Source organism: Streptomyces lanatus (genome assembly GCF_014655715.1).
Lineage (GTDB): Bacteria > Actinomycetota > Actinomycetes > Streptomycetales > Streptomycetaceae > Streptomyces > Streptomyces lanatus.
This window is the reverse complement of the sequence record NZ_BNBM01000001.1, coordinates 147,691-165,008: the sequence shown is the minus strand read 5'-3', so window position 1 is coordinate 165,008 and position 17,318 is coordinate 147,691. Positions and strand designations below refer to the sequence as shown.

Genomic DNA, 17,318 nt, shown 5'->3' with positions numbered 1-17,318 from the left:
CTGGTCGCGCCCACGCGGCGGAGCCGCACATCGACACAGCCCCGCGCCCCTTTACGGCGTCAGATCCTCAGGAGTTGATCTGTGACGGCCGATAGGCGTCGCCGCGTCTCCGGGTCGTACGTCCCCTCATGTGCCCGCGCCCTCGTCGTCCCGTCGTAGTAGCCGCCCGTCCCCATGTCCTGCGTCGCCAGAGCCAGTACGCCCGGTGCGCCCTCCGCGACCGTGTTCCACGGCGTGATGCCGCCCTCGCGGACCATCCCCGTGTCCATGTAGGTCGCCGGATGCAGCACATTTACAGAGACGCCGGTGCCATCCAGCTCCTCGGCCAGGGTGAACGTGTGGGCTGCGAGGGCGAACTTGCTGCGCCAGTACGCCGTTCGGCCGTCGTAGCCGCGGAGGAGTTCGGGGTCGTCGAAGTCGAGGGGTTCCTGGCCCGCGGAGCCGACGTTCACGATCCGCGCGGGTGCGTTCGCGCGTAGTACGGGAAGCAGGGCGCGGGTCAGTACGACCGGTGCCAAGTAGTTGACCGCCAGGCGCAGTTCATGGCCGTCGGCGCTGAGTTCGCGGGGCGCGTCGGGTGCGCCGAAGCCGATCCCCGCGTTGTTGATCAGTACGTCGAGCTCGGGATGCTCCCCGGCGACATGCGACGCCAGCTCCCGCACCTGCCCCAGCGAGGCCAGATCCGCCACGAACCCCTCGGCCTCGCCCTCGGCCCGCAGCTCCGCCACGAGTCGCTCGGTGCGGTCGGCGTCCCGGCCGTGTGCGAGGACGCGCTGACCGGAGCGCACCAGCTCGAAGGCGACATGGCGGCCGAGTCCCGAGGTGGCGCCGGTGATCAGTACGGTGGACATGCCTCCACCGTAGGCACGGGGCGCGGAGATGTGCGAGCGGCTGCTGGACCTACGACCGGCAGGGTCACCCTTCCTCCTCCGCGAGCACCCGCTGGGCCGCCGCGAACGCCGAGTTCGCCGCCGGAACCCCGCAGTACACGGCCGTCTGGAGCAGTACGGCGCCGATCTCGTCCGGCGTCAGCCCATTGCGCCGGGCCGCCCGGACATGCATGGCCAGCTCGTTGTAGTGGCCGTGCGCGACCAGCGCCGTCAGGGTGATCATGCTGCGCTCGCGGCGGGTGAGCGTCGGGTCGGTCCAGATCTCGCCCCAGGCGTAGCGCGAGATGAAGTCCTGGAAGCGTGCGGTGAAGGGGGTCTGCCTGGCCTGCGCGCGGTCCACGTGGGTGTCGCCGAGGACTTCGCGCCGTACCGCCATGCCCCGCTCGGCGCCGCCGCCGAGGTGGGCCCGCAGCGCCGTCAGCACCGCTTCCGGGCACTGCGCGGGCGCCAGGTGGGAGGCCCCGGGGAGCTCGACCAGCGCGGCGCCGGGCACCGCGTCCGCGATCTCCCGCAGATGCGCCGGCGGGGTCGCCGGGTCCTGGCGCCCGGCGATCAGCAGCGTCCGCGCGGAGATATCGGTCAGCCGGTCCCGCAGGTCGAAGGCGGCGAGCGCGTCACAGCACGCGGCGTACGCCTCCGGATCGGCGTCCCGGTGGTCCTGGACCAGCTCCGGCACGGTGAACCCCGGCGTGAACCAGCGGGCGTCAGCGCTCTCCGCCAGCCCCGCGAGCCCCTCGCGCCGCACCAGCGCGGCCCGCTCCTCCCACGGCTTCGAGCCGTTGAAGTGCGCCGACGAACAGATCACGGCCAGCGAGCCGACCCGCTCGGGGTGGTGCACGGCGAGATGCAGTCCGACCGCGCCGCCGAGCGAGACACCCGCGTACGCGAACCGCTCGATGCCCAGCGAGTCGGCGAGCGCCAGCACCAGTCCGGCGAGGTCACCGACGGTGGCCCCCGCCTCGATCAGATCGGCCGCCGCGCCACCGTGCCCCGGCAGATTCCAGCGGACCACGCGATGCGTGATCGACAGCTCCGGCGCGACCTTGTCCCACAGGGCGTACGAGGTGCCGAGCGAGGGTCCGAGCAGCAGTGGCGGTGCCGAGGTGGGCCCTTCGGCACGGTGGTCGAGGAGTGTCAACGTCGCTCCAGAGCACGGTCGGTGAGGGTTCCGGCCGTGCCGGTGTAGTGGGTGGGGTCGAGGTCGACGTCCGCCAGCTCCGGTGCCTCGGCGAGCGGGCGGCCCTCGGACGCCAGCCGGGTGAGCAGTTCCTTGGCACGGGCCCGGCCCAGCACCGGGGCCAGCTCGGCGGACAGCCGCTCGGACACGATCAACCCGTGGGTGAGATCGAGGTGTTCACGCATGACATCGGGGCGCACTCTCAGCCCCTCGGCCAGTTCCACGGCGTCCCTCGCCGCCCCGCCGACCAGCCGCAGCAGCTCCCGCAGCGGCTCCCACTCGGCATGCCAGGCCCCCGCGGGCCGCTCGTCCTCCGCCACCAGCGCCCCGTACAGCGTGGCCGCGAGCTGAGGTGCACGCCGCGCCGCGGCGACGATCAGGGTGGACCGTACGGGATTGGACTTGTGCGGCATCGCCGACGAGCCCCCGCCGCTGCCCTCCGCGAGCTCCGCGATCTCGGTGCGGGAGAGCGTGAGGACGTCCACGGCGACCTTGCCGAGCGCGCCCGCCGTGAAGGCGAGACACCCGGCGAGATCGGCGACCGGCGTGCGCAGCGTGTGCCAGGGCAACTCCGGCTCCCGAAGGCCGAGTTCATGGGCGTACGCCGCCGGAAGCCCGGTCGGATCGCCCGCGCCGTACGCTCCGAAGGCCGCCAACGTTCCCGCTGCACCGCCGAGTTGGGCGGGCAGCGAGTCCCGTACGGCCGTCACCCGGTCCCGCGCGTCGAGCACCAGCGCCCGCCACCCGGCCGCCTTCAGCCCGAACGTCGTCGGCACCGCGTGCTGGGTCAGTGTCCGCCCCGGCAGCGCGGTGTCGCGGTGCTCGGCGGCCAGCCGGGACAGGGCGCGCTCGGCACGGGCGAGATCGGCGAGGAGCAGATCGAGCGTGCGCGCGGCGACCAGCATCGTCGCCGTGTCCATGATGTCCTGACTGGTCGCGCCCCGGTGGACATGGGGGCCGTACGCCTCACCGACCGCCTTCGTCAGATCCGCGACCAGGGGAATCACCGGGTTGCCACCGGCGCGGGCGCGCCCGGCGAGGGAGCGCACGTCGAAACGGCCGGCGTCGGCCGCCGCCGTCACCGCCGAGGCAGCCTCGGCCGGGGCGAGGCCAAGGGCGGCCTGGGCCCGGGTGAGCGCGGCCTCCGCGTCGAGCAGCGCCTGGAGGTAGGCGGTGTCGGAGGTGGCCGACGCGCCGGGGGAACCCGTCCACCCGGGGGCGAGCAGACCGGTGTCGTCGGGATCGGCAGAAGTCACTGGAACTCCAGGAAGACCGTTTCGCCTTCGCCCTGAAGGCGGATGTCGAAACGGTAGGCGGCAGGGCCCCGCTCCTCGGCGATCAGCGTGCCCCGGCGCGCCTCGTCCACCCGCGCGAGCAGCGGGTCGGCCGCCAGCGACGCCTCGTCGCCCGGCAGATAGATCCGGGTGAACAGATGCACCAGCAGCCCGCGCGCGAACACGCACACACTGAGGTACGGCGCGCTCAGCCCACGCGCCCCCGGCCGCAGCGTACGGGCCGTCCAGTGGCCGTTGGCATCGGTCTGCACCCGCCCCCAGCCGGTGAACTCCACCCCGTTGCGCCCCAGGAAGCCGCCGCTCGCCGGGTCGCGCCGCATCGAGCCGTCGACGCGCGGGACATCGCCGTCCGGGTCGGCGCCCCACAGCTCCACGAAGGCGTCCGGCAGCGGATCGCCCTCGCCGTCCAGGACGTACCCCTGGAGCACGATCGTGTCCGGGTGGCCGAGGGGCGCGATGTCGCCGCCGCCGGGGAAGGGCAGGGCATGGCCGTAGAAGGGGCCGACGGTGTGCGAGGGCGTCGGGAGCACCGTCTCCGGGCGACTCGTGTCGATCTTCGTCATGGGAGGTCAGCGCCCTTCTTCGATCCAGGTGGCGTGCGGCCCGTCGAGCACGATGTCCCAGTGGTAGCCCATCGAGAACTCCGGCACCGACAGGCTGTGGTCGTATGTCGCGACCAGCCGCTGCCGGGCCGCGTCGTCCGTGACCGACTGGATGATCGGGTCGTACGGGAACAGCGGGTCGCTAGGGAAGTACATCTGCGTCACGAGCCGCTGCGTGAACGCCGTGCCGAAGACGGAGAAGTGGATGTGTGCCGGCCGCCACGCGTTGACGTGCTGGCGCCAGGGGTACGGCCCCGGCTGGATGGTGGTGAAGCGGTAGAAGCCGCTGTCGTCGGTCAGGGTGCGGCCGACGCCAGTGAAGTTCGGGTCCAGCGGCGCGTCGTGCTGCTCGCGCTGATGGGCGTAACGTCCGGCCGAGTTCGCCTGCCAGATCTCGACGAGCTGACCCCGGATCGGACGCCCGTCACGATCGAGAAGCCGCCCCTCGACGGTGATGCGCTCACCGATCGGCTCACCGGTGTGCTGCCGGGTGAGGTCATTGTCGATCTCGGTGATGTCCCGCTCCCCGAAGGCGGGGGAGTGCAGCTCCACCAGCTCCGGGTCCTTGCTGACGTCGATGGAGACGGGCGGCTGCTTGGGGTGGCGGAGGACGGAGGAGCGGTACGGGGCGTAGTCGCGGCGGGGTTGATGCTCCACCGGGGCGCCGTCGGCGAGGCGCTTCTCGTAGGCGGCGCGCTCGGCGGCGATTTCGAGGTCGATGTCGTGCTGGGTGAGTGTCATGGGGATCCTGCGTTCCGTTAACGTTCGAGGACGAGGGCGAGGCCCTGGCCGACGCCGATGCAGAGGGTGGCGACGCCGACTCCGCCGCCCTTGCGGGCGAGTTGGTGGGCGACGGTGCCGGCGAGGCGGGCACCGGAGGCACCGAGGGGGTGGCCGAGGGCGATGGCTCCGCCCTGGGGGTTGAGGATCGCCGGGTCGAACTCGGGCCACTCGGCGACACAGCCCAGCACCTGTGCGGCGAAGGCCTCGTTCAGTTCGAGGACCGACAGGTCGCCGAAGCCCTTGCCTGCCTTGGCGAGGGCGCGGTTGACGGCCTCGACGGGCGCGAGCCCGAAGTAGTCGGGGTCGAGGGCGTGCACGCCGGTCGCGGAGATCCGGGCGAGGGGCTCGCGGCCGGTGGCCTTCAGGCCCTCCTCGTCGACGAGGAGCAGGGCGGCGGCGCCGTCGTTGAGCGGTGAGGCATTGCCGGCGGTGACCGTCCCGCCGTCCTTGCGGAACGACGGCTTCAGCCGAGCCATCGCAGCCAGGGAGGCGTCTCCTCGTACGCATTCATCCGCCCCGAACACCACCGCGTCACCCTTGCGCTGCGGAACCGACACAGGCGCGAGCTCGGCGTCGAACAGACCGGCCTGCTGGGCCGCTGCGGCCTTCTGGTGCGAGGCCAGCGCGTACTCGTCCTGCTGCTCGCGCGTGATCTTGTGCTTGTCGGCGATCAGTTCCGCCGACTCACCGAGCGGGATCGTCCACTGCGGCTCCATCCTGGGGTTGACCATGCGCCAGCCCAGCGTGGTGGAGTACAGCTCGGCATGCCCGGCCGGGAACGGCTTGTCGGACTTGGGCAGGACGTACGGCGCCCTCGTCATCGACTCGACCCCGCCGGCCACGGCGATGGAGGCGTCCCCGGCGGCGATGGCGCGGGCCGCCTGGATCACGGCCTCCAGGCCGGACGCGCACAGCCGGTTGACGGTCACGCCCGGCACGGAGGTCGGCAGCCCGGCGAGGAGCGCGGCCATGCGGCCGACGTTGCGGTTCTCCTCGCCGGCGCCGTTGGCGTTGCCGAAATAGACGTCCTCGATCCGGGACGGGTCCAAGTCGGGCGTACGGCCCAGGAGTTCGCGGATGGCGTGCGCGGCCAGGTCGTCCGGGCGGACGGAGGCCAGCGTGCCGTTGTAGCGGCCGATCGGGGTGCGGACCGCGTCGACGAGGTAGACGGTGTTCACAGCAGGCCCTCCGCGACGGTCACCTTGGCATCGGTCTTGGCGAGGATCTCGTCGACGCCCACGCCGGGCGCGGTCTCGACGAGCCGCAGCCCGTCGTCGGTGATGTCCAGCACGCCGAGGTCGGTGATGATCCGGTTCACGCACGCCTTCCCCGTCAGCGGCAGCGCGCATTGATCAAGGATCTTCGGGGAGCCGTCCTTGGCCGTGTGGGTCATCAGCACTGTCACCGTGCGGGCGCCGTGCACCAGGTCCATCGCGCCGCCGATGCCGGTGATCATCTTGCCGGGGATCGCCCAGTTCGCCAGGTCACCGGTCTCGGACACCTGCATCGCGCCCAGCACGGCGACATCGATGTGCCCGCCCCTGATCATCGAGAAGGACAGCGCCGAGTCGAAGAAGGACGCCCCCGGCAGTACGGTGACGGTCTCCTTGCCCGCGTTGATCAGATCCGGGTCGACCTGGTCCTCGGTGGGGTAGGGGCCGGTGCCCAGGATGCCGTTCTCGGACTCCAGGATCACCTCCACGCCCTCGGGGAGATGGTTCGGGATCAGCGTCGGCAGGCCGATGCCGAGATTGACGTACTGCCCGTCCTGAAGCTCGCGCGCCGCCCGCGCGGCCATCTGCTCGCGTGTCCAGGCCATCAGCTGCTCACCGTCCGCTGCTCGATCTTCTTGTCCGCCGCCTGCTCGGGCGTCAGCGCCAGCACCCGCTGCACGAAGATCCCCGGCAGATGCACGGCGTCCGGGTCGATCCCGCCGGGCTCCACGAGTTCCTCGACCTCGGCGATCGTCACCCGCCCGGCCATCGCCGCGAGGGGGTTGAAGTTCCGGGTGGACTTGTTGAACACCAGGTTCCCGTGCCGGTCGCCCTTGGCGGCCCGGACCAGGGCGAAGTCGGTGCGGATCCCGCGCTCCATGACGTACTCGACGCCGTCGAACTCCCGCACCTCCTTCGGCGGCGAGGCCAGCGCGACCCCGCCGGAGCCGTCGTAGCGCCACGGAAGGCCGCCGTCGGCGACCTGGGTGCCGACTCCGGCCGGTGTGTAGAAGGCGGGGATCCCGGCGCCGCCGGCCCGCAGCCGCTCGGCCAGGGTGCCCTGCGGGATCATCTCGACCTCCAGCTCACCGGCCAGGTACTGCCGGGCGAACTCCTTGTTCGCGCCGATGTAGGAGCCGGTGACCCGGGCGATACGTCCGGCGGCGAGCAGTACCGCGAGCCCGGACTCCATCGCCCCGCAGTTGTTGGAGACCACCGACAGCGAGCCGGTGCCCTGCTCGTACAGAGCCTGGATCAGCACGTTCGGCACACCGCTCAGCCCGAAGCCACCCACCGCGAGCGACGCGCCGTCGCCCACCTCGGCCACTGCCTCCTGGGCCGTGGCGACCACCTTGTCCATCCGAGAAGCCCCATCTCTTCCGAGCTCCCAGCACCCTCAATTAGTCAGGGCACTGATTATTTCTGCGAGGTTCTCCCTCACGCTGCCACCGGAGCGGGAAGCCGTCAAGACCTCGGTAAATGTGAGCCCTGTCCGATGGCGTGAGCCGCAGACAGTCAGGTAGAGGACAGGTATTGTTCAGTGCACCGACGAATACGACCAGGGAGCGCGCATGGCCGCCGTGGACCTCACCACCCACCCCGGGCATCTGGCCCGGCGGCTCCAGCAGGCGCACTACCTGCTGTGGAACACGATGGTCTCCGAGGAGATCACCTCGCCCCAGTTCGCCGTCCTCAACACCCTCGTCGCCGAGCCGGGCCTGGACCAGCGCACGGTGGGGGAGCGGGTCGGGCTCGACCGGTCCACGATCGCCGAGGTGATCAGCCGGCTGGGCCGGCGCGGGCTGCTCGACAAGGTCCGCGACCCCCAGGACGGCCGACGCTTCCTGCTGCGCCTCACGGACGACGGGCTGCGCACCCACAAGAAGCTGACCGTGCGCACGGCCCGGATGAACCAGGTCTTCCTGGCGCCGCTCTCCGCCGAGGAGCAGACGCTGTTCTTCGATCTGATCCGTCGGGTCGCCGACGCGGCCGAGGGGTTGCGCAACCCGGGGGAACCCCTCGTCGCGCAACCCTGATCCCGGCCCTGCCTCCCCAACGCTCAGGACGCGTTGGCGTACACCACCCACACCTGGCCGTGCTGGAGGTTCATCGGCTTGCCGTCCTTCGTGGTGAACGTCGTGCCGGCCGCGGCCTTCGGACGCTTCCAATTGACGTTGTAGGCGCGGCCGTCGCGCAGCACCCTCGCCTTCCCGGAGCCGACCGTCTGGGTGTAAGGCGTGTAGTGGCCGAGCTTGTCGTGGAAGGTGGACTTGCGCACCTTCACGTACTGCACGATCACCGTGCCCGCCATGACCCGCTTGCCGTCGCTCGTACTGGCGGCCCTGCCGTCCATGGCGACCATCCAGCGGTTCTGGCTCCTCGACCAGGTGAAGGTGAACCGGGCGAGGTCGTAGCGCACCGTCTGGGAGGCCGTGGCCTTGCCGCCGCGCGGGGCGGCGCCGAAGGTGAAGCCGGTCGTCAGGACGGAGGTGCCCGGCGGGGAGGCCATCAGCCGGTGGGGCCGCAGATAGAGGTTGTGCGGTGCGGGCCGGTACTTGCCGCGGAAGTACGCCTTGGTCGCCTTCTCCGGCGGCCGTGCCTGCACGGGGGCCCTGTCGATCAGCGGCAGGAGCCGGCTCTGCGCCCCGGAGAAGGCGAGCACCGGCCGGTTGAACTGGCGGAGCACTTCGAGGTCGCTCTCGCGTGCGCTGCGCACCGGCCCGATGACCTTCGGCAGCTTCTGCGCGTACACCGCCATCAGACGGCTCAGTCCGCCCTCGACCTGCTCGACGTACACGATGTCCGCCTCGTTCAGGCCTGTGTGGGGCCGTGCGGAACGCGAGTTGTCGATCTTCACGGCGAGCGCCGCGAGGCCCTTCGCCATGCTCTCGTCGTCACCGGGCGCCGATGTGCGCCCCTGCCCGCGCCCGTCGTCGCGGGGTCCGTCCGACGTCGTGCAGCCCGCGGCCAGCGAGGCCGCCAGTGCGGCTGCCAGCAGCCCCGTCATGGTCGTGGCACGTCTGGTGCGCGCCGCTCGTTGTCCGCCCACTGTCGTCACCCGTAGCCACCCGTCCGGTTCATGTCAGCAATTGTGCGCTTATCTGTTCATAGGTAGTCATACCCGGTTGCTTTCGGCGGTCCCGGTGAATCCGCCGATCGGCCCTGACCCGGTGGTTGGGCGGGGGAGCGCCGGGTACCCGGGCGGCCCGGGAGCGCGGACGCGCGGATGACGGAGGGAGCGCGGGCCATGAGGGCAGTGACCTGGCAGGGCAAGCGGGACGTGCGGGTGGAGACCGTGCCCGATCCGGAGATCCAGGAGCCGACGGACGCCGTCGTCCGCATCACCTCCAGCGGGCTGTGCGGTTCCGACCTGCACTTGTACGAGGTGCTCACGCCGTTCATGACGCCCGGGGACATCCTCGGCCACGAGCCGATCGGCGTCGTCGAGGAGGTCGGCGCCGCGGTGCCGGACCTCCAGGCGGGGGACCGGGTCGTGGTGCCGTTCCAGATCGCCTGCGGCAACTGCTGGATGTGCCTGACCGGGCTGCCCACCCAGTGCGAGACCACCCAGGTCACCGGCGAGGGCATGGGCGCCGCCCTGTTCGGCTACACCCGGCTGTACGGCTCGGTGCCCGGCGCCCAGGCCGAGTATCTGCGGGTCCCGCAGGCGCAGTACGGCCCGATCAAGATCCCCGACGGGCCGCCCGACGACCGGTTCGTCTACCTCTCCGACGTGCTGCCCACCGCCTGGCAGGCGGTCCGCTACGCCGAGGTCCCCGAGGGCGGCAGCCTCGCCGTGCTCGGCCTCGGGCCCATCGGCGACATGGCCTGCCGGATCGCACAGGTCCGGGGCGCGAGCGGAGCGACTGGGGGTCCCCCCGGTTCGAGCATTCGCGAGAACTGGGGGAGGGTGTTCGGGGTGGACCTGGTGCCCGAGCGGCTGCGGCGGGCGCGGGAACGGGGCGTCGAGACCTTCGACCTGAGGAGCTTCGACAACGAGAAGGAGCTGGTCTCCGCCATCCGCGACCGCACCGACGGCCGCGGACCCGACGCCGTCGTCGACGCGGTCGGTACCGAGGCCCACGGCAGCGCCGCCGCCCGGCTGGCCCAGCAGGCCTCGGCGATGCTGCCGCGCAGGATCAGCGCGCCGCTCGCCGAACGCATAAGCGTCGACCGGCTCGCCGCCCTGCACACCGCCATCGAACTGGTACGGCGCGGCGGCACCATCTCCCTGTCCGGGCTGTACGGCGGTACCGCGGACCCGATCCCGCTGCTCACCCTGTTCGACAAGCAGATCCAGATCCGCATGGGGCAGGCCAATGTGCGCCGCTGGAGCGACGACATCCTGCCGTACCTCACGGACGAGGACCCCCTCGGCGTGGACGACTTCGCCACCCACCGGCTGCCGCTGAGCGACGCCCCGCAGGCGTACGAGATGTTCCAGCACAAGGAGGACGGCGCGGTGAAGGTGCTGATGAAGCCCTGAATTCCAGGCTGAGGGTCAGGCCTGCGGGCCGAAGATCGCCGCCAGGTCGTAGCGCACCGGCTCCTCCAGCTGCGCGTAGGTGCAGCTCTCCGGGGTGCGGTCCGGGCGCCAGCGGCGGAAGCGGGCCGTGTGCCGGAAGCGCACCCCGTTCTCCATGTGGTCGTACGCCACCTCGACCACCCGCTCCGGCCTCAGCGGCACCCAGGACAGATCCTTCTTGCCCGACCAGCGGCTCGGCGCCCCCGGCAGCCGGGCCGACTCATGCGCCGCCTCCTCGGCCCAGGCCGCCCAGGGATGCCCCGCGGCATCCTCCATCCGCAGCGGCTCCAGCTCCTCGATCAGCTCGGCCCGCCGCTTCATCGAGAACGCGGCCGACACCCCCACATGCTGGAGGGTGCCCTGGTCGTCGTAGAGACCGAGCAGCAGGGAACCCACGATGGGCCCGCTCTTGTGCAGCCGGTAGCCGGCGACGACGACATCGGCCGTCCGCTCGTGCTTGATCTTGAACATGGCCCGTTCGTCCGGGAGATAGCGCAGCGTGAGCGGCTTGGCGATCACTCCGTCCAGACCGGCGCCCTCGTACTGCTCGAACCACCCCTGCGCCGTCGCCACATCGGTCGTCGCCGGCGCCACATGCACCGGGGCCGTCACCCCCGACAACGCCATGGTGAGCAGCGCCCGCCGGTCCGCCAGCGGCGTCTCCACCAGCGACTCGTCGGCCAGCGCCAGCAGATCGAACGCCACGAACGACGCCGGGGTCCGCTCGGCCAGCGTCCGCACCCTGGAGTCCGCCGGGTGGATGCGCTCGGTGAGCGCGTCGAAGTCCAGCCGCCCCTCCCGCGCGATCACGATCTCCCCGTCCAGCACGCACCGCTCGGGCAACCGCTCCTTCAACCCCGCCACCAGCTCGGGAAAATACCTGGTCAGCGACTTGGTCGTACGACTGCCCAGCTCGACCTCGTCCCCGTCACGGAACACGATCGCCCGGAACCCGTCCCACTTCGCCTCGTACTGCATGCCCGGCGGAATCTTCGCCACCGACTTGGCGAGCATCGGCTTCAGGGGCGGCATCACCGGCAGGTCCATGGTCCGATTCTGCTCGCATCCGGCTCCCGCCGCCCGGTGTGCGCGGCATGCCCGCTGCGCCTACCGTGGCTCGCATGGGTGAAGCGGTGGAGCTGGAGGCCGGCGGGCGGACCGTACGGCTGTCCAACCCGGGGAAGATCTTCTTCCCGGAGCGTGGGTTCACCAAGCTGGACCTGGCCCAGTACTACATCGCCGTCGGCCCCGGCATCCTGCGCGCCCTGCGCGACCGGCCCACCACCCTGCAGCGCTACCCGGACGGCGTGACCGGCGAGTGGTTCTACCAGAAGCGGGCGCCCAAGAACATGCCCGACTGGATCCCCACCGCCCACATCACCTTCCCCAGCGGGCGCAGCGCCGACGAGATGTGCCCCACCGAGGAGGCCGCCGTCCTGTGGGCCGCGCAGTACGGCACGCTCACCTTCCACCCCTGGCCGGTCCGCCGCGGCGACGTCGACAGCCCCGACGAACTCCGCATCGACCTCGACCCACAGCCCGGCACCGACTTCGACGACGCCGTCCGCGCCGCCCATGAACTGCGAGCCGTCCTCGAAGAGTTCGGCGGCCTGCGCGGCTGGCCCAAGACCTCCGGCGGCCGTGGCCTGCATGTCTTCGTGCCCATCGAGCCGCGCTGGACGTTCACCCAGGTCCGGCGCGCCGCCATCGCCGTCGGGCGGGAGCTGGAGCGGCGGATGCCGGAGCAGGTGACGATCAAGTGGTGGAAGGAGGAGCGGGGCGAGCGCATCTTCGTGGACTACAACCAGACGGCCCGCGACCGCACCATCGCCTCGGCCTATTCCGTACGGCCCCGCCCGCACGCCCCCGTCTCCGCACCCCTGACCTGGGATGAGGTCGGCACGGCCCACCCGCAGGACTTCGACATCGCGACCATGCCCGCGCGCTTCGCCGAACTCGGCGACGTACACGCGGTCATGGACGACCACCGCTTCTCGCTGGACGCGCTCCTGGAGCTGGCCGACAAGGACGAACGCGACCACGGGCTCGGCGATCTGCCGTACCCGCCCGAGTACCCGAAGATGCCGGGCGAACCCAAGCGGGTACAGCCGAGCCGAGCCCGTAAGGATACTTAGGGCAACTCCTTGATCCGGACGTCCCGGTACGACACCACGTCCGTCGTGCTGTGCACCTGGAGCCCGATGTAGCCGGAGGCGAACCGCCGTCCGTCCGTGCCCGGGTCGTCCGAGCGGGGCGGGACGAACTCCTGGCCGCCGGTGTTGTCGAACTCGTTGATCAGCACACCGTTGCGGTAGACCGAGTAGTGCTGGTCGACCACCCGGATCTCGTAGTCGTTCCACGTGCCCTTCTGGGTGACGCCGGCACCGGCGAGCCCCACCCGGTCGAAGCCGTAGACCGAACCCGTCTTGTACATGTCGCCGTCGGGCCGGTCGAGCACCTGCATCTCGTGCCCGTACTTGATGGCGACCCACTCCGGCCGTGACTCCTCGGGGTGGTCATGGACCCACGGGAAGCGCACGAACACACCGGAGTTGGCGTTGCCCGTGCCAGGGGCGTCATCGCGCCACTGGAGCTTGAGTGAGAAGTCGCCGTACTTGCGCTCGGGGAACCACAGCATGCCCAGGCCGTCCTTCGTCGTCCCGGACGTGATCGAGCCGTCGCCGTTCGGCGCGAACGAACCGCCGCCCACCTGCTGCCACTTGGTGAACGACTCGGCGCTGCCGTCGAGGATCGTGCGGTAGCCCTCGGTCTGGCCGGGCTTGCCGATCCCGGACTCACGGGCGGCCTTGCGGATGGCGTTGTACTCGCGCTGGTCGACGACCCCCTCCTTGAGGAGCTTGTCCAGGACCGTCTTCACATGCTTGAGGAACAGCGCCTGGGACGTCCACTCCCGCTCGTCCTCGATCAACTCGTTGATCCGGCACCGGCTGTTGGTGATCCGGTTCGGGACACCCGAGTCGACCGTGCCGACGATCACCGTCAGACGTTCGTCGAACTCGGCGCAGTTGGGTGCCGGGACCTGACCGGTGACGACGGTGAAGGTCACCGTGCGGGCCGAGGAGGTGTTCCCCGCCTTGTCGGTGGCCCGGTACCCGAGGGTGTGCGTGCCCGCCCGGTCCACGACCACCGGTGCGCCGTACGCCAGATAGGGCCCGCCGTCGATCGAGTACTCGATCCGGTCGACGCCCGAACCGCCGTGTTCGTCGGTCGCCGCGACGGTCACCTTGGCGCTGCCGATGTACGCACCGGACGAGTTCTTCGTGCCCTCGACCGTCACGCCCGTCACCGGCGGAGTGGTGTCCGGCTGCGGCGACGCCACCACCGTGAACTGCACGTTCTTCTCGGCGGCGACATTGCCCGCCTTGTCGGTGGCCCGATAGCGCACCGTGTGCGAGCCGACCTGATGCACCATCACCGGAGCGGTGTAGGCCTGCCAGGCACCGTCGCCGATGGCGTACTCGATGGTGTTGACGCCGGAACCGGTGTCGGACGCGGACACGGTCACGGTCGCCATGTCGATGTACGTCCCGTCCGGGTTCTGCTCGCCGGTGACCGTCGCCGAGGTCTCCGGCGCCGTCGTGTCATCGGTGGGCGGCGCGACGACCGTGAAGGTGACGCTCTTCTCCGCGGAGACGTTCCCCGCCTTGTCGAGGGCGCGATAACGGATCTTGTGATCGCCGACCTGATCGACCACGACCGGCGTGGTGTACGGCGTCCAGGCGCCCGCGTCGCCGACCGCGTACTCGACGCGGTCGATGCCGGAGCCGCCCTCGTTGTCGGTGGCGTGCAGTGCCACGCTCGCCGAACCGACGTACTGCCCCTGGGCGTTCTGCGTCCCGCTGACGTGCGCGGACGCCTCCGGTGCCGTCGTGTCCTCGCCGCTGCCCTCGGTCACGACCAGGATGCCCTGCATCTGCCCGTGACCCGGGATCGTGCAGTAGTAGCGGTAGCGGCCGGGGGTGAGCGTGACCTCGGCGGTGTGCTTGCCGCCCTGGTCGTCGTTCGGGTTGGCGAGGATGTTCAGCTGGACATCGTTGTTGTACTCGGGATCGGAGGTGTCGAACGTCAACGTGTGCGGCATGCCGGTGGTGTTGCCGGTCGCCGTGCTGTTCTCGAAGACGATCGTCGTCGCGCCTGCCACAGCCGTCGTGGGGGCCGAAGCGTACTTCGTGATGTCGTCACCGGCGGTCCAGGTGAGAACCTGAGCCGCGGCTTGTGGCTGTCCGGTCGCGGGTAGGGCCTGCAGCCCGAGCACCACCATGAGTGCGGCCAACAGGGCCGCCCACATTCTTCGTCGCCGGGTCACCGCGCCCCCCTCGCCAGCTGATCGGCGGCCGGGGTCGGCCCGCCGCCCGTGTAAGTGACCCGCCACAGCGCTGACTTGGCGTCCGAGGTGAAGAAGCCCCGGCCGTAGTCGAGCACATACAGCGCGCCGTCCGGACCGAACTTCCAGTCCATGAGGTTCTTGATGCCGTCGTTGCCGATCGGCACGATCTTCTTCAGCGACTCCGAGTGCACCGGCAAGCCGCCGTCCCCGTGCGTCTTCGGGTCGGTGAGCACCGCGTTGCGCGGCTGGTCGGCGTCGTAGAAGTCACCGACGAACCACTTGCCGTCCCAGTAGGCCGGCCACTTGGTGCCGCTGCTGCTCGCCGCGTCGTACCGGTAGACCGGCCCGTTCATCGCGGCCTGACCGCCGCCCTTGAGCCACGGCAGCCCGTAGGAGGCCTCCTCCTGCTTGTACGACGGCACGCCGTTCGCGTCGCGCGGGTAGTCCGGGGCGCCGCCCTGGGGCGAGTACCAGATGTTGTTGCCGGTGACCGGCGGAAGGTTGACGAGGCCGTCGTTGTTCGGCGACTCGTTCTTCGGGTGGTCGCAGTCGTACCAGCCCAGCGGCTTGGTCGGATCCGGCAGATTGCGGTCCCGGTAGGGCTGCTTGTTGCCCATGCAGTACGGCCAGCCGCGGTTGCTCGCCTTGGTGATGACGGCGAACGTGTCGTACTTGGCCGGACCCCAGGTCGTCGACGGAGCGCCCGCGTCGGGGCCGACCCAGCCCGCGTACAGGGTGTCGGTGGTCTTGTCGACGAAGATGCGCGCCGGGTTCCTGACGCCCATCACATAGATCTCGCCGCGCGTCTTCCCGCCGCCCTCGTCCGGCTCCTCGCCGGTGAAGAGGTTGCCCGCCGGCAGCGTGTAGGTGCCGTCCGGCTCCGGGTGGATGCGCAGGATCTTGCCGTTGAGGTTGTTGGTGTTGCCGGCGGTGCGGCGCGCGTCGGCGAAGGACACGCCCTTGTAGTTGGGCTCGGGATTGTTGCCCGAGTAACCGCCGCTGAACCCGCTGGAGTTGTTGTCGCCGGTCGCGATGTACAGGTTGCCCTTGGAGTCCCAGGTCATCCCGCCGCCCGCGTGACAGCAACTGTGCACCTGTACCGGCCACTTGAGCAGCACCTTCTCACTGCCCAGGTCCAGCTTGTTGGTGGCGAGGTCGAGCGTGAAGCGGGAGATGCGCCGCTCGGCCATCTGCTTGTCGCGGTCGAGCTGCGAGTGCGGGGTGTAGTGCAGATACACCCAGCCGTTCTCCTCGAAGCGCGGGTCGAGCTCGATGCCGAGCAGCCCCTCCTCGACCTTGATCAGCTCATCGCCGCCGCCCTTGTTGCCGAACACCGTGAGCGCCCCGGCCAGGGTGACCTTCTTGGTCTTCGGGTCGTAGACATGGATCTCGCCCTTGCCCTTGCCGATGTCCGGGTTGTTCCAGTCGGTGACCACCGGCTGGGAGGAGTCGGCGCCGCCCCGGCCGATGTAGAGCACCCGGCCGTCGGGGGCCGTGACCAGGCCGTGCGGTTCGCCGATCTGGTCGTTCTGGCCCGGCTGGTTGGCCTGGGTGAGGCGCTCGGCCTTGTAGTTGCCGTTGATGGTGGCCTTGCAGTCGGCCTGGGAGAGCCGGGTGGTCCACAGTAGGGCGCCGCGCAGATGCGTACGGAAGTCGGTCTCGTCGTACGACGACACCGTGCCGCCCATGCCGGTGTAGAAGGACCGGCCGCCGTCGTAGTCGCGGCACCAACTCACCGGGTGATCCCAGCCGTTGGCGCTCGTGCCCGGCTGATAGCTCGACTCCCGCACCCGGGCGACCGTGTGCACGTCACCCGAGGGGTTCTTCGCCCAGTTCAGCCATTTGTCCGGCCGCTTCCACTGCAGCGGCAGATCCTTGGTGGCCGGATGCCGACGGTCGCCGACCTCGACGACCGCGCGCTGAGCGTTCGTCGGGCCGCCGGCCGCCGGGCGGGCACCCACGAGACCGGTGAACCAGTCGGAGTACGGCTCCGCGCGGGCCGCGTCATGGACGCCGACGAAACCGCCGCCGGCCTCCATATAGGCCTCAAGTCCCGCCTCCTGCTCCGGGTCGAGGACATCACCGCCGCCGGTCAGGAACACGATGGAATTGAACCGGCCCAGCTTGGTCTCATCAGTGAACACCGAGGCGTCGTCGGTGGCCACGGTCGCGAAACGCTGCTCGGCGGGGCCCGACAGGCCGATCTTCTCTATCGCCTCGATACCGGCGTTCACCAGCGGCGACTCCTCGCCGGCCGCGGCGGACCCGTAGAAGACGAGCACCCGTACATTTGCGCCGCCCGGGGGCGACTTGATGGACATCGTTGTCAGGGATGGTTCGGGGACAGGGCGCGCGTCGGCCGCCGGGGCTGCCATCAGTCCGGCGGCGACGATCCCTGCCGTCACAGCAGCCACGCTGGTCTGTCTTCTCGTGCTCAACCCTCGTAAGCGCATGGGCACCTCCACGGTCACAGCAACAGCGACA

15 protein-coding genes are annotated in these 17,318 nt (G+C 70.5%); 3 read left to right on the top strand and 12 right to left on the bottom strand.

Going from position 1 to position 17,318, the window contains the following annotated elements; all coding sequences use genetic code 11:
- Window positions 1-59: 59 nt before the first annotated feature.
- The 8 genes from IE325_RS00750 to IE325_RS00715 form a co-directional block, all read right to left on the bottom strand.
- Complete coding sequence (locus IE325_RS00750; RefSeq protein ID WP_190067647.1) at window positions 60-851, bottom strand: SDR family NAD(P)-dependent oxidoreductase; 792 nt, start codon at window positions 849-851, stop codon at window positions 60-62.
- Window positions 852-915: 64 nt separating this feature from the next.
- The gene (gene pcaDC, locus IE325_RS00745) at window positions 916-2,028 is read right to left on the bottom strand and encodes a bifunctional 3-oxoadipate enol-lactonase/4-carboxymuconolactone decarboxylase PcaDC (protein WP_190067646.1); all 1,113 of its coding nucleotides are present in this window, start codon (window positions 2,026-2,028) and stop codon (window positions 916-918) included.
- Window positions 2,025-3,323 (bottom strand): 3-carboxy-cis,cis-muconate cycloisomerase, encoded by a 1,299-nt coding sequence (gene pcaB / locus IE325_RS00740; protein WP_190067645.1) that lies wholly within the window; start codon window positions 3,321-3,323, stop codon window positions 2,025-2,027. The genes pcaDC and pcaB overlap by 4 nt, the downstream gene beginning before the upstream one ends.
- Window positions 3,320-3,925, bottom strand: coding sequence for a protocatechuate 3,4-dioxygenase subunit alpha (pcaG, locus tag IE325_RS00735; protein WP_190067644.1), 606 nt, complete (start codon window positions 3,923-3,925; stop codon window positions 3,320-3,322). The genes pcaB and pcaG overlap by 4 nt, the downstream gene beginning before the upstream one ends.
- Before the next feature lie 6 nt (window positions 3,926-3,931).
- On the bottom strand, window positions 3,932-4,705 hold the full coding sequence (gene pcaH, locus IE325_RS00730) for a protocatechuate 3,4-dioxygenase subunit beta (RefSeq protein WP_190067643.1): 774 nt from the start codon (window positions 4,703-4,705) through the stop codon (window positions 3,932-3,934).
- Window positions 4,706-4,722: 17 nt separating this feature from the next.
- Window positions 4,723-5,925 carry a thiolase family protein gene (locus IE325_RS00725; protein ID WP_190067642.1) on the bottom strand — a complete coding sequence of 401 codons (1,203 nt, stop codon included), beginning with the start codon at window positions 5,923-5,925 and terminating at the stop codon, window positions 4,723-4,725.
- On the bottom strand, window positions 5,922-6,566 hold the full coding sequence (locus tag IE325_RS00720; RefSeq protein WP_190067641.1) for a CoA transferase subunit B: 645 nt from the start codon (window positions 6,564-6,566) through the stop codon (window positions 5,922-5,924). Before IE325_RS00720 ends, IE325_RS00725 begins: the two co-directional genes overlap by 4 nt.
- The gene (locus tag IE325_RS00715; RefSeq protein ID WP_190067640.1) at window positions 6,566-7,321 is read right to left on the bottom strand and encodes a CoA transferase subunit A; all 756 of its coding nucleotides are present in this window, start codon (window positions 7,319-7,321) and stop codon (window positions 6,566-6,568) included. The genes IE325_RS00720 and IE325_RS00715 overlap by 1 nt, the downstream gene beginning before the upstream one ends.
- Before the next feature lie 211 nt (window positions 7,322-7,532).
- Here IE325_RS00715 and IE325_RS00710 point away from each other — a divergent pair, with 211 nt between their 5' ends.
- Window positions 7,533-7,997 (top strand): MarR family winged helix-turn-helix transcriptional regulator, encoded by a 465-nt coding sequence (locus tag IE325_RS00710; RefSeq protein WP_190067639.1) that lies wholly within the window; start codon window positions 7,533-7,535, stop codon window positions 7,995-7,997.
- Between the two features lie 23 nt (window positions 7,998-8,020).
- Here IE325_RS00710 and IE325_RS00705 read toward each other — a convergent pair whose 3' ends face one another.
- Window positions 8,021-8,968 carry a DUF3048 domain-containing protein gene (locus IE325_RS00705; protein WP_190067638.1) on the bottom strand — a complete coding sequence of 316 codons (948 nt, stop codon included), beginning with the start codon at window positions 8,966-8,968 and terminating at the stop codon, window positions 8,021-8,023.
- 240 nt (window positions 8,969-9,208) lie between these two features.
- Between IE325_RS00705 and IE325_RS00700 the strand changes: the two genes are divergently transcribed.
- Window positions 9,209-10,447 carry a zinc-dependent alcohol dehydrogenase gene (locus IE325_RS00700; protein ID WP_190067637.1) on the top strand — a complete coding sequence of 413 codons (1,239 nt, stop codon included), beginning with the start codon at window positions 9,209-9,211 and terminating at the stop codon, window positions 10,445-10,447.
- Window positions 10,448-10,462: 15 nt separating this feature from the next.
- Here the strand turns inward: IE325_RS00700 and IE325_RS00695 are convergent, their stop codons facing one another.
- Window positions 10,463-11,533, bottom strand: coding sequence for an ATP-dependent DNA ligase (locus IE325_RS00695; RefSeq protein ID WP_190067636.1), 1,071 nt, complete (start codon window positions 11,531-11,533; stop codon window positions 10,463-10,465).
- A gap of 74 nt (window positions 11,534-11,607) precedes the next feature.
- On the opposite strand from IE325_RS00695, the gene ligD reads away from it, so the two are divergent.
- Window positions 11,608-12,621 (top strand): non-homologous end-joining DNA ligase, encoded by a 1,014-nt coding sequence (gene ligD, locus IE325_RS00690; protein WP_190067635.1) that lies wholly within the window; start codon window positions 11,608-11,610, stop codon window positions 12,619-12,621.
- Here the strand turns inward: ligD and IE325_RS00685 are convergent.
- Together IE325_RS00685 and IE325_RS00680 are read right to left on the bottom strand one after the other, a co-directional pair.
- Window positions 12,618-14,795: an OmpL47-type beta-barrel domain-containing protein gene (locus IE325_RS00685; RefSeq protein WP_190068467.1), complete on the bottom strand. Its 2,178-nt coding sequence runs from the start codon at window positions 14,793-14,795 to the stop codon at window positions 12,618-12,620. The two genes, ligD and IE325_RS00685, sit on opposite strands and share 4 nt — an antisense overlap.
- 14 nt (window positions 14,796-14,809) lie before the next feature.
- The gene (locus tag IE325_RS00680) at window positions 14,810-17,287 is read right to left on the bottom strand and encodes a ThuA domain-containing protein (RefSeq protein ID WP_190067634.1); all 2,478 of its coding nucleotides are present in this window, start codon (window positions 17,285-17,287) and stop codon (window positions 14,810-14,812) included.
- Window positions 17,288-17,318 lie beyond the last annotated feature (31 nt).

What these genes read in the sequence shown, in the direction of transcription:
- IE325_RS00700 (WP_190067637.1), top strand. Translation starts at nt 9,209, where the DNA reads ATGAGGGCAGTGACCTGGCAGGGCAAGCGGGACGTGCGGGTGGAGACC.
- pcaH (WP_190067643.1), bottom strand. Translation starts at nt 4,705, where the DNA reads ATGACACTCACCCAGCACGACATCGACCTCGAAATCGCCGCCGAGCGC.
- IE325_RS00715 (WP_190067640.1), bottom strand. Translation starts at nt 7,321, where the DNA reads ATGGACAAGGTGGTCGCCACGGCCCAGGAGGCAGTGGCCGAGGTGGGC.
- ligD (WP_190067635.1), top strand. Translation starts at nt 11,608, where the DNA reads ATGGGTGAAGCGGTGGAGCTGGAGGCCGGCGGGCGGACCGTACGGCTG.
- IE325_RS00705 (WP_190067638.1), bottom strand. Translation starts at nt 8,968, where the DNA reads ATGACGGGGCTGCTGGCAGCCGCACTGGCGGCCTCGCTGGCCGCGGGC.
- IE325_RS00750 (WP_190067647.1), bottom strand. Translation starts at nt 851, where the DNA reads ATGTCCACCGTACTGATCACCGGCGCCACCTCGGGACTCGGCCGCCAT.
- IE325_RS00710 (WP_190067639.1), top strand. Translation starts at nt 7,533, where the DNA reads ATGGCCGCCGTGGACCTCACCACCCACCCCGGGCATCTGGCCCGGCGG.
- IE325_RS00720 (WP_190067641.1), bottom strand. Translation starts at nt 6,566, where the DNA reads ATGGCCTGGACACGCGAGCAGATGGCCGCGCGGGCGGCGCGCGAGCTT.
- IE325_RS00685 (WP_190068467.1), bottom strand. Translation starts at nt 14,795, where the DNA reads ATGTGGGCGGCCCTGTTGGCCGCACTCATGGTGGTGCTCGGGCTGCAG.
- IE325_RS00695 (WP_190067636.1), bottom strand. Translation starts at nt 11,533, where the DNA reads ATGGACCTGCCGGTGATGCCGCCCCTGAAGCCGATGCTCGCCAAGTCG.
- pcaG (WP_190067644.1), bottom strand. Translation starts at nt 3,925, where the DNA reads ATGACGAAGATCGACACGAGTCGCCCGGAGACGGTGCTCCCGACGCCC.
- IE325_RS00680 (WP_190067634.1), bottom strand. Translation starts at nt 17,287, where the DNA reads ATGCGCTTACGAGGGTTGAGCACGAGAAGACAGACCAGCGTGGCTGCT.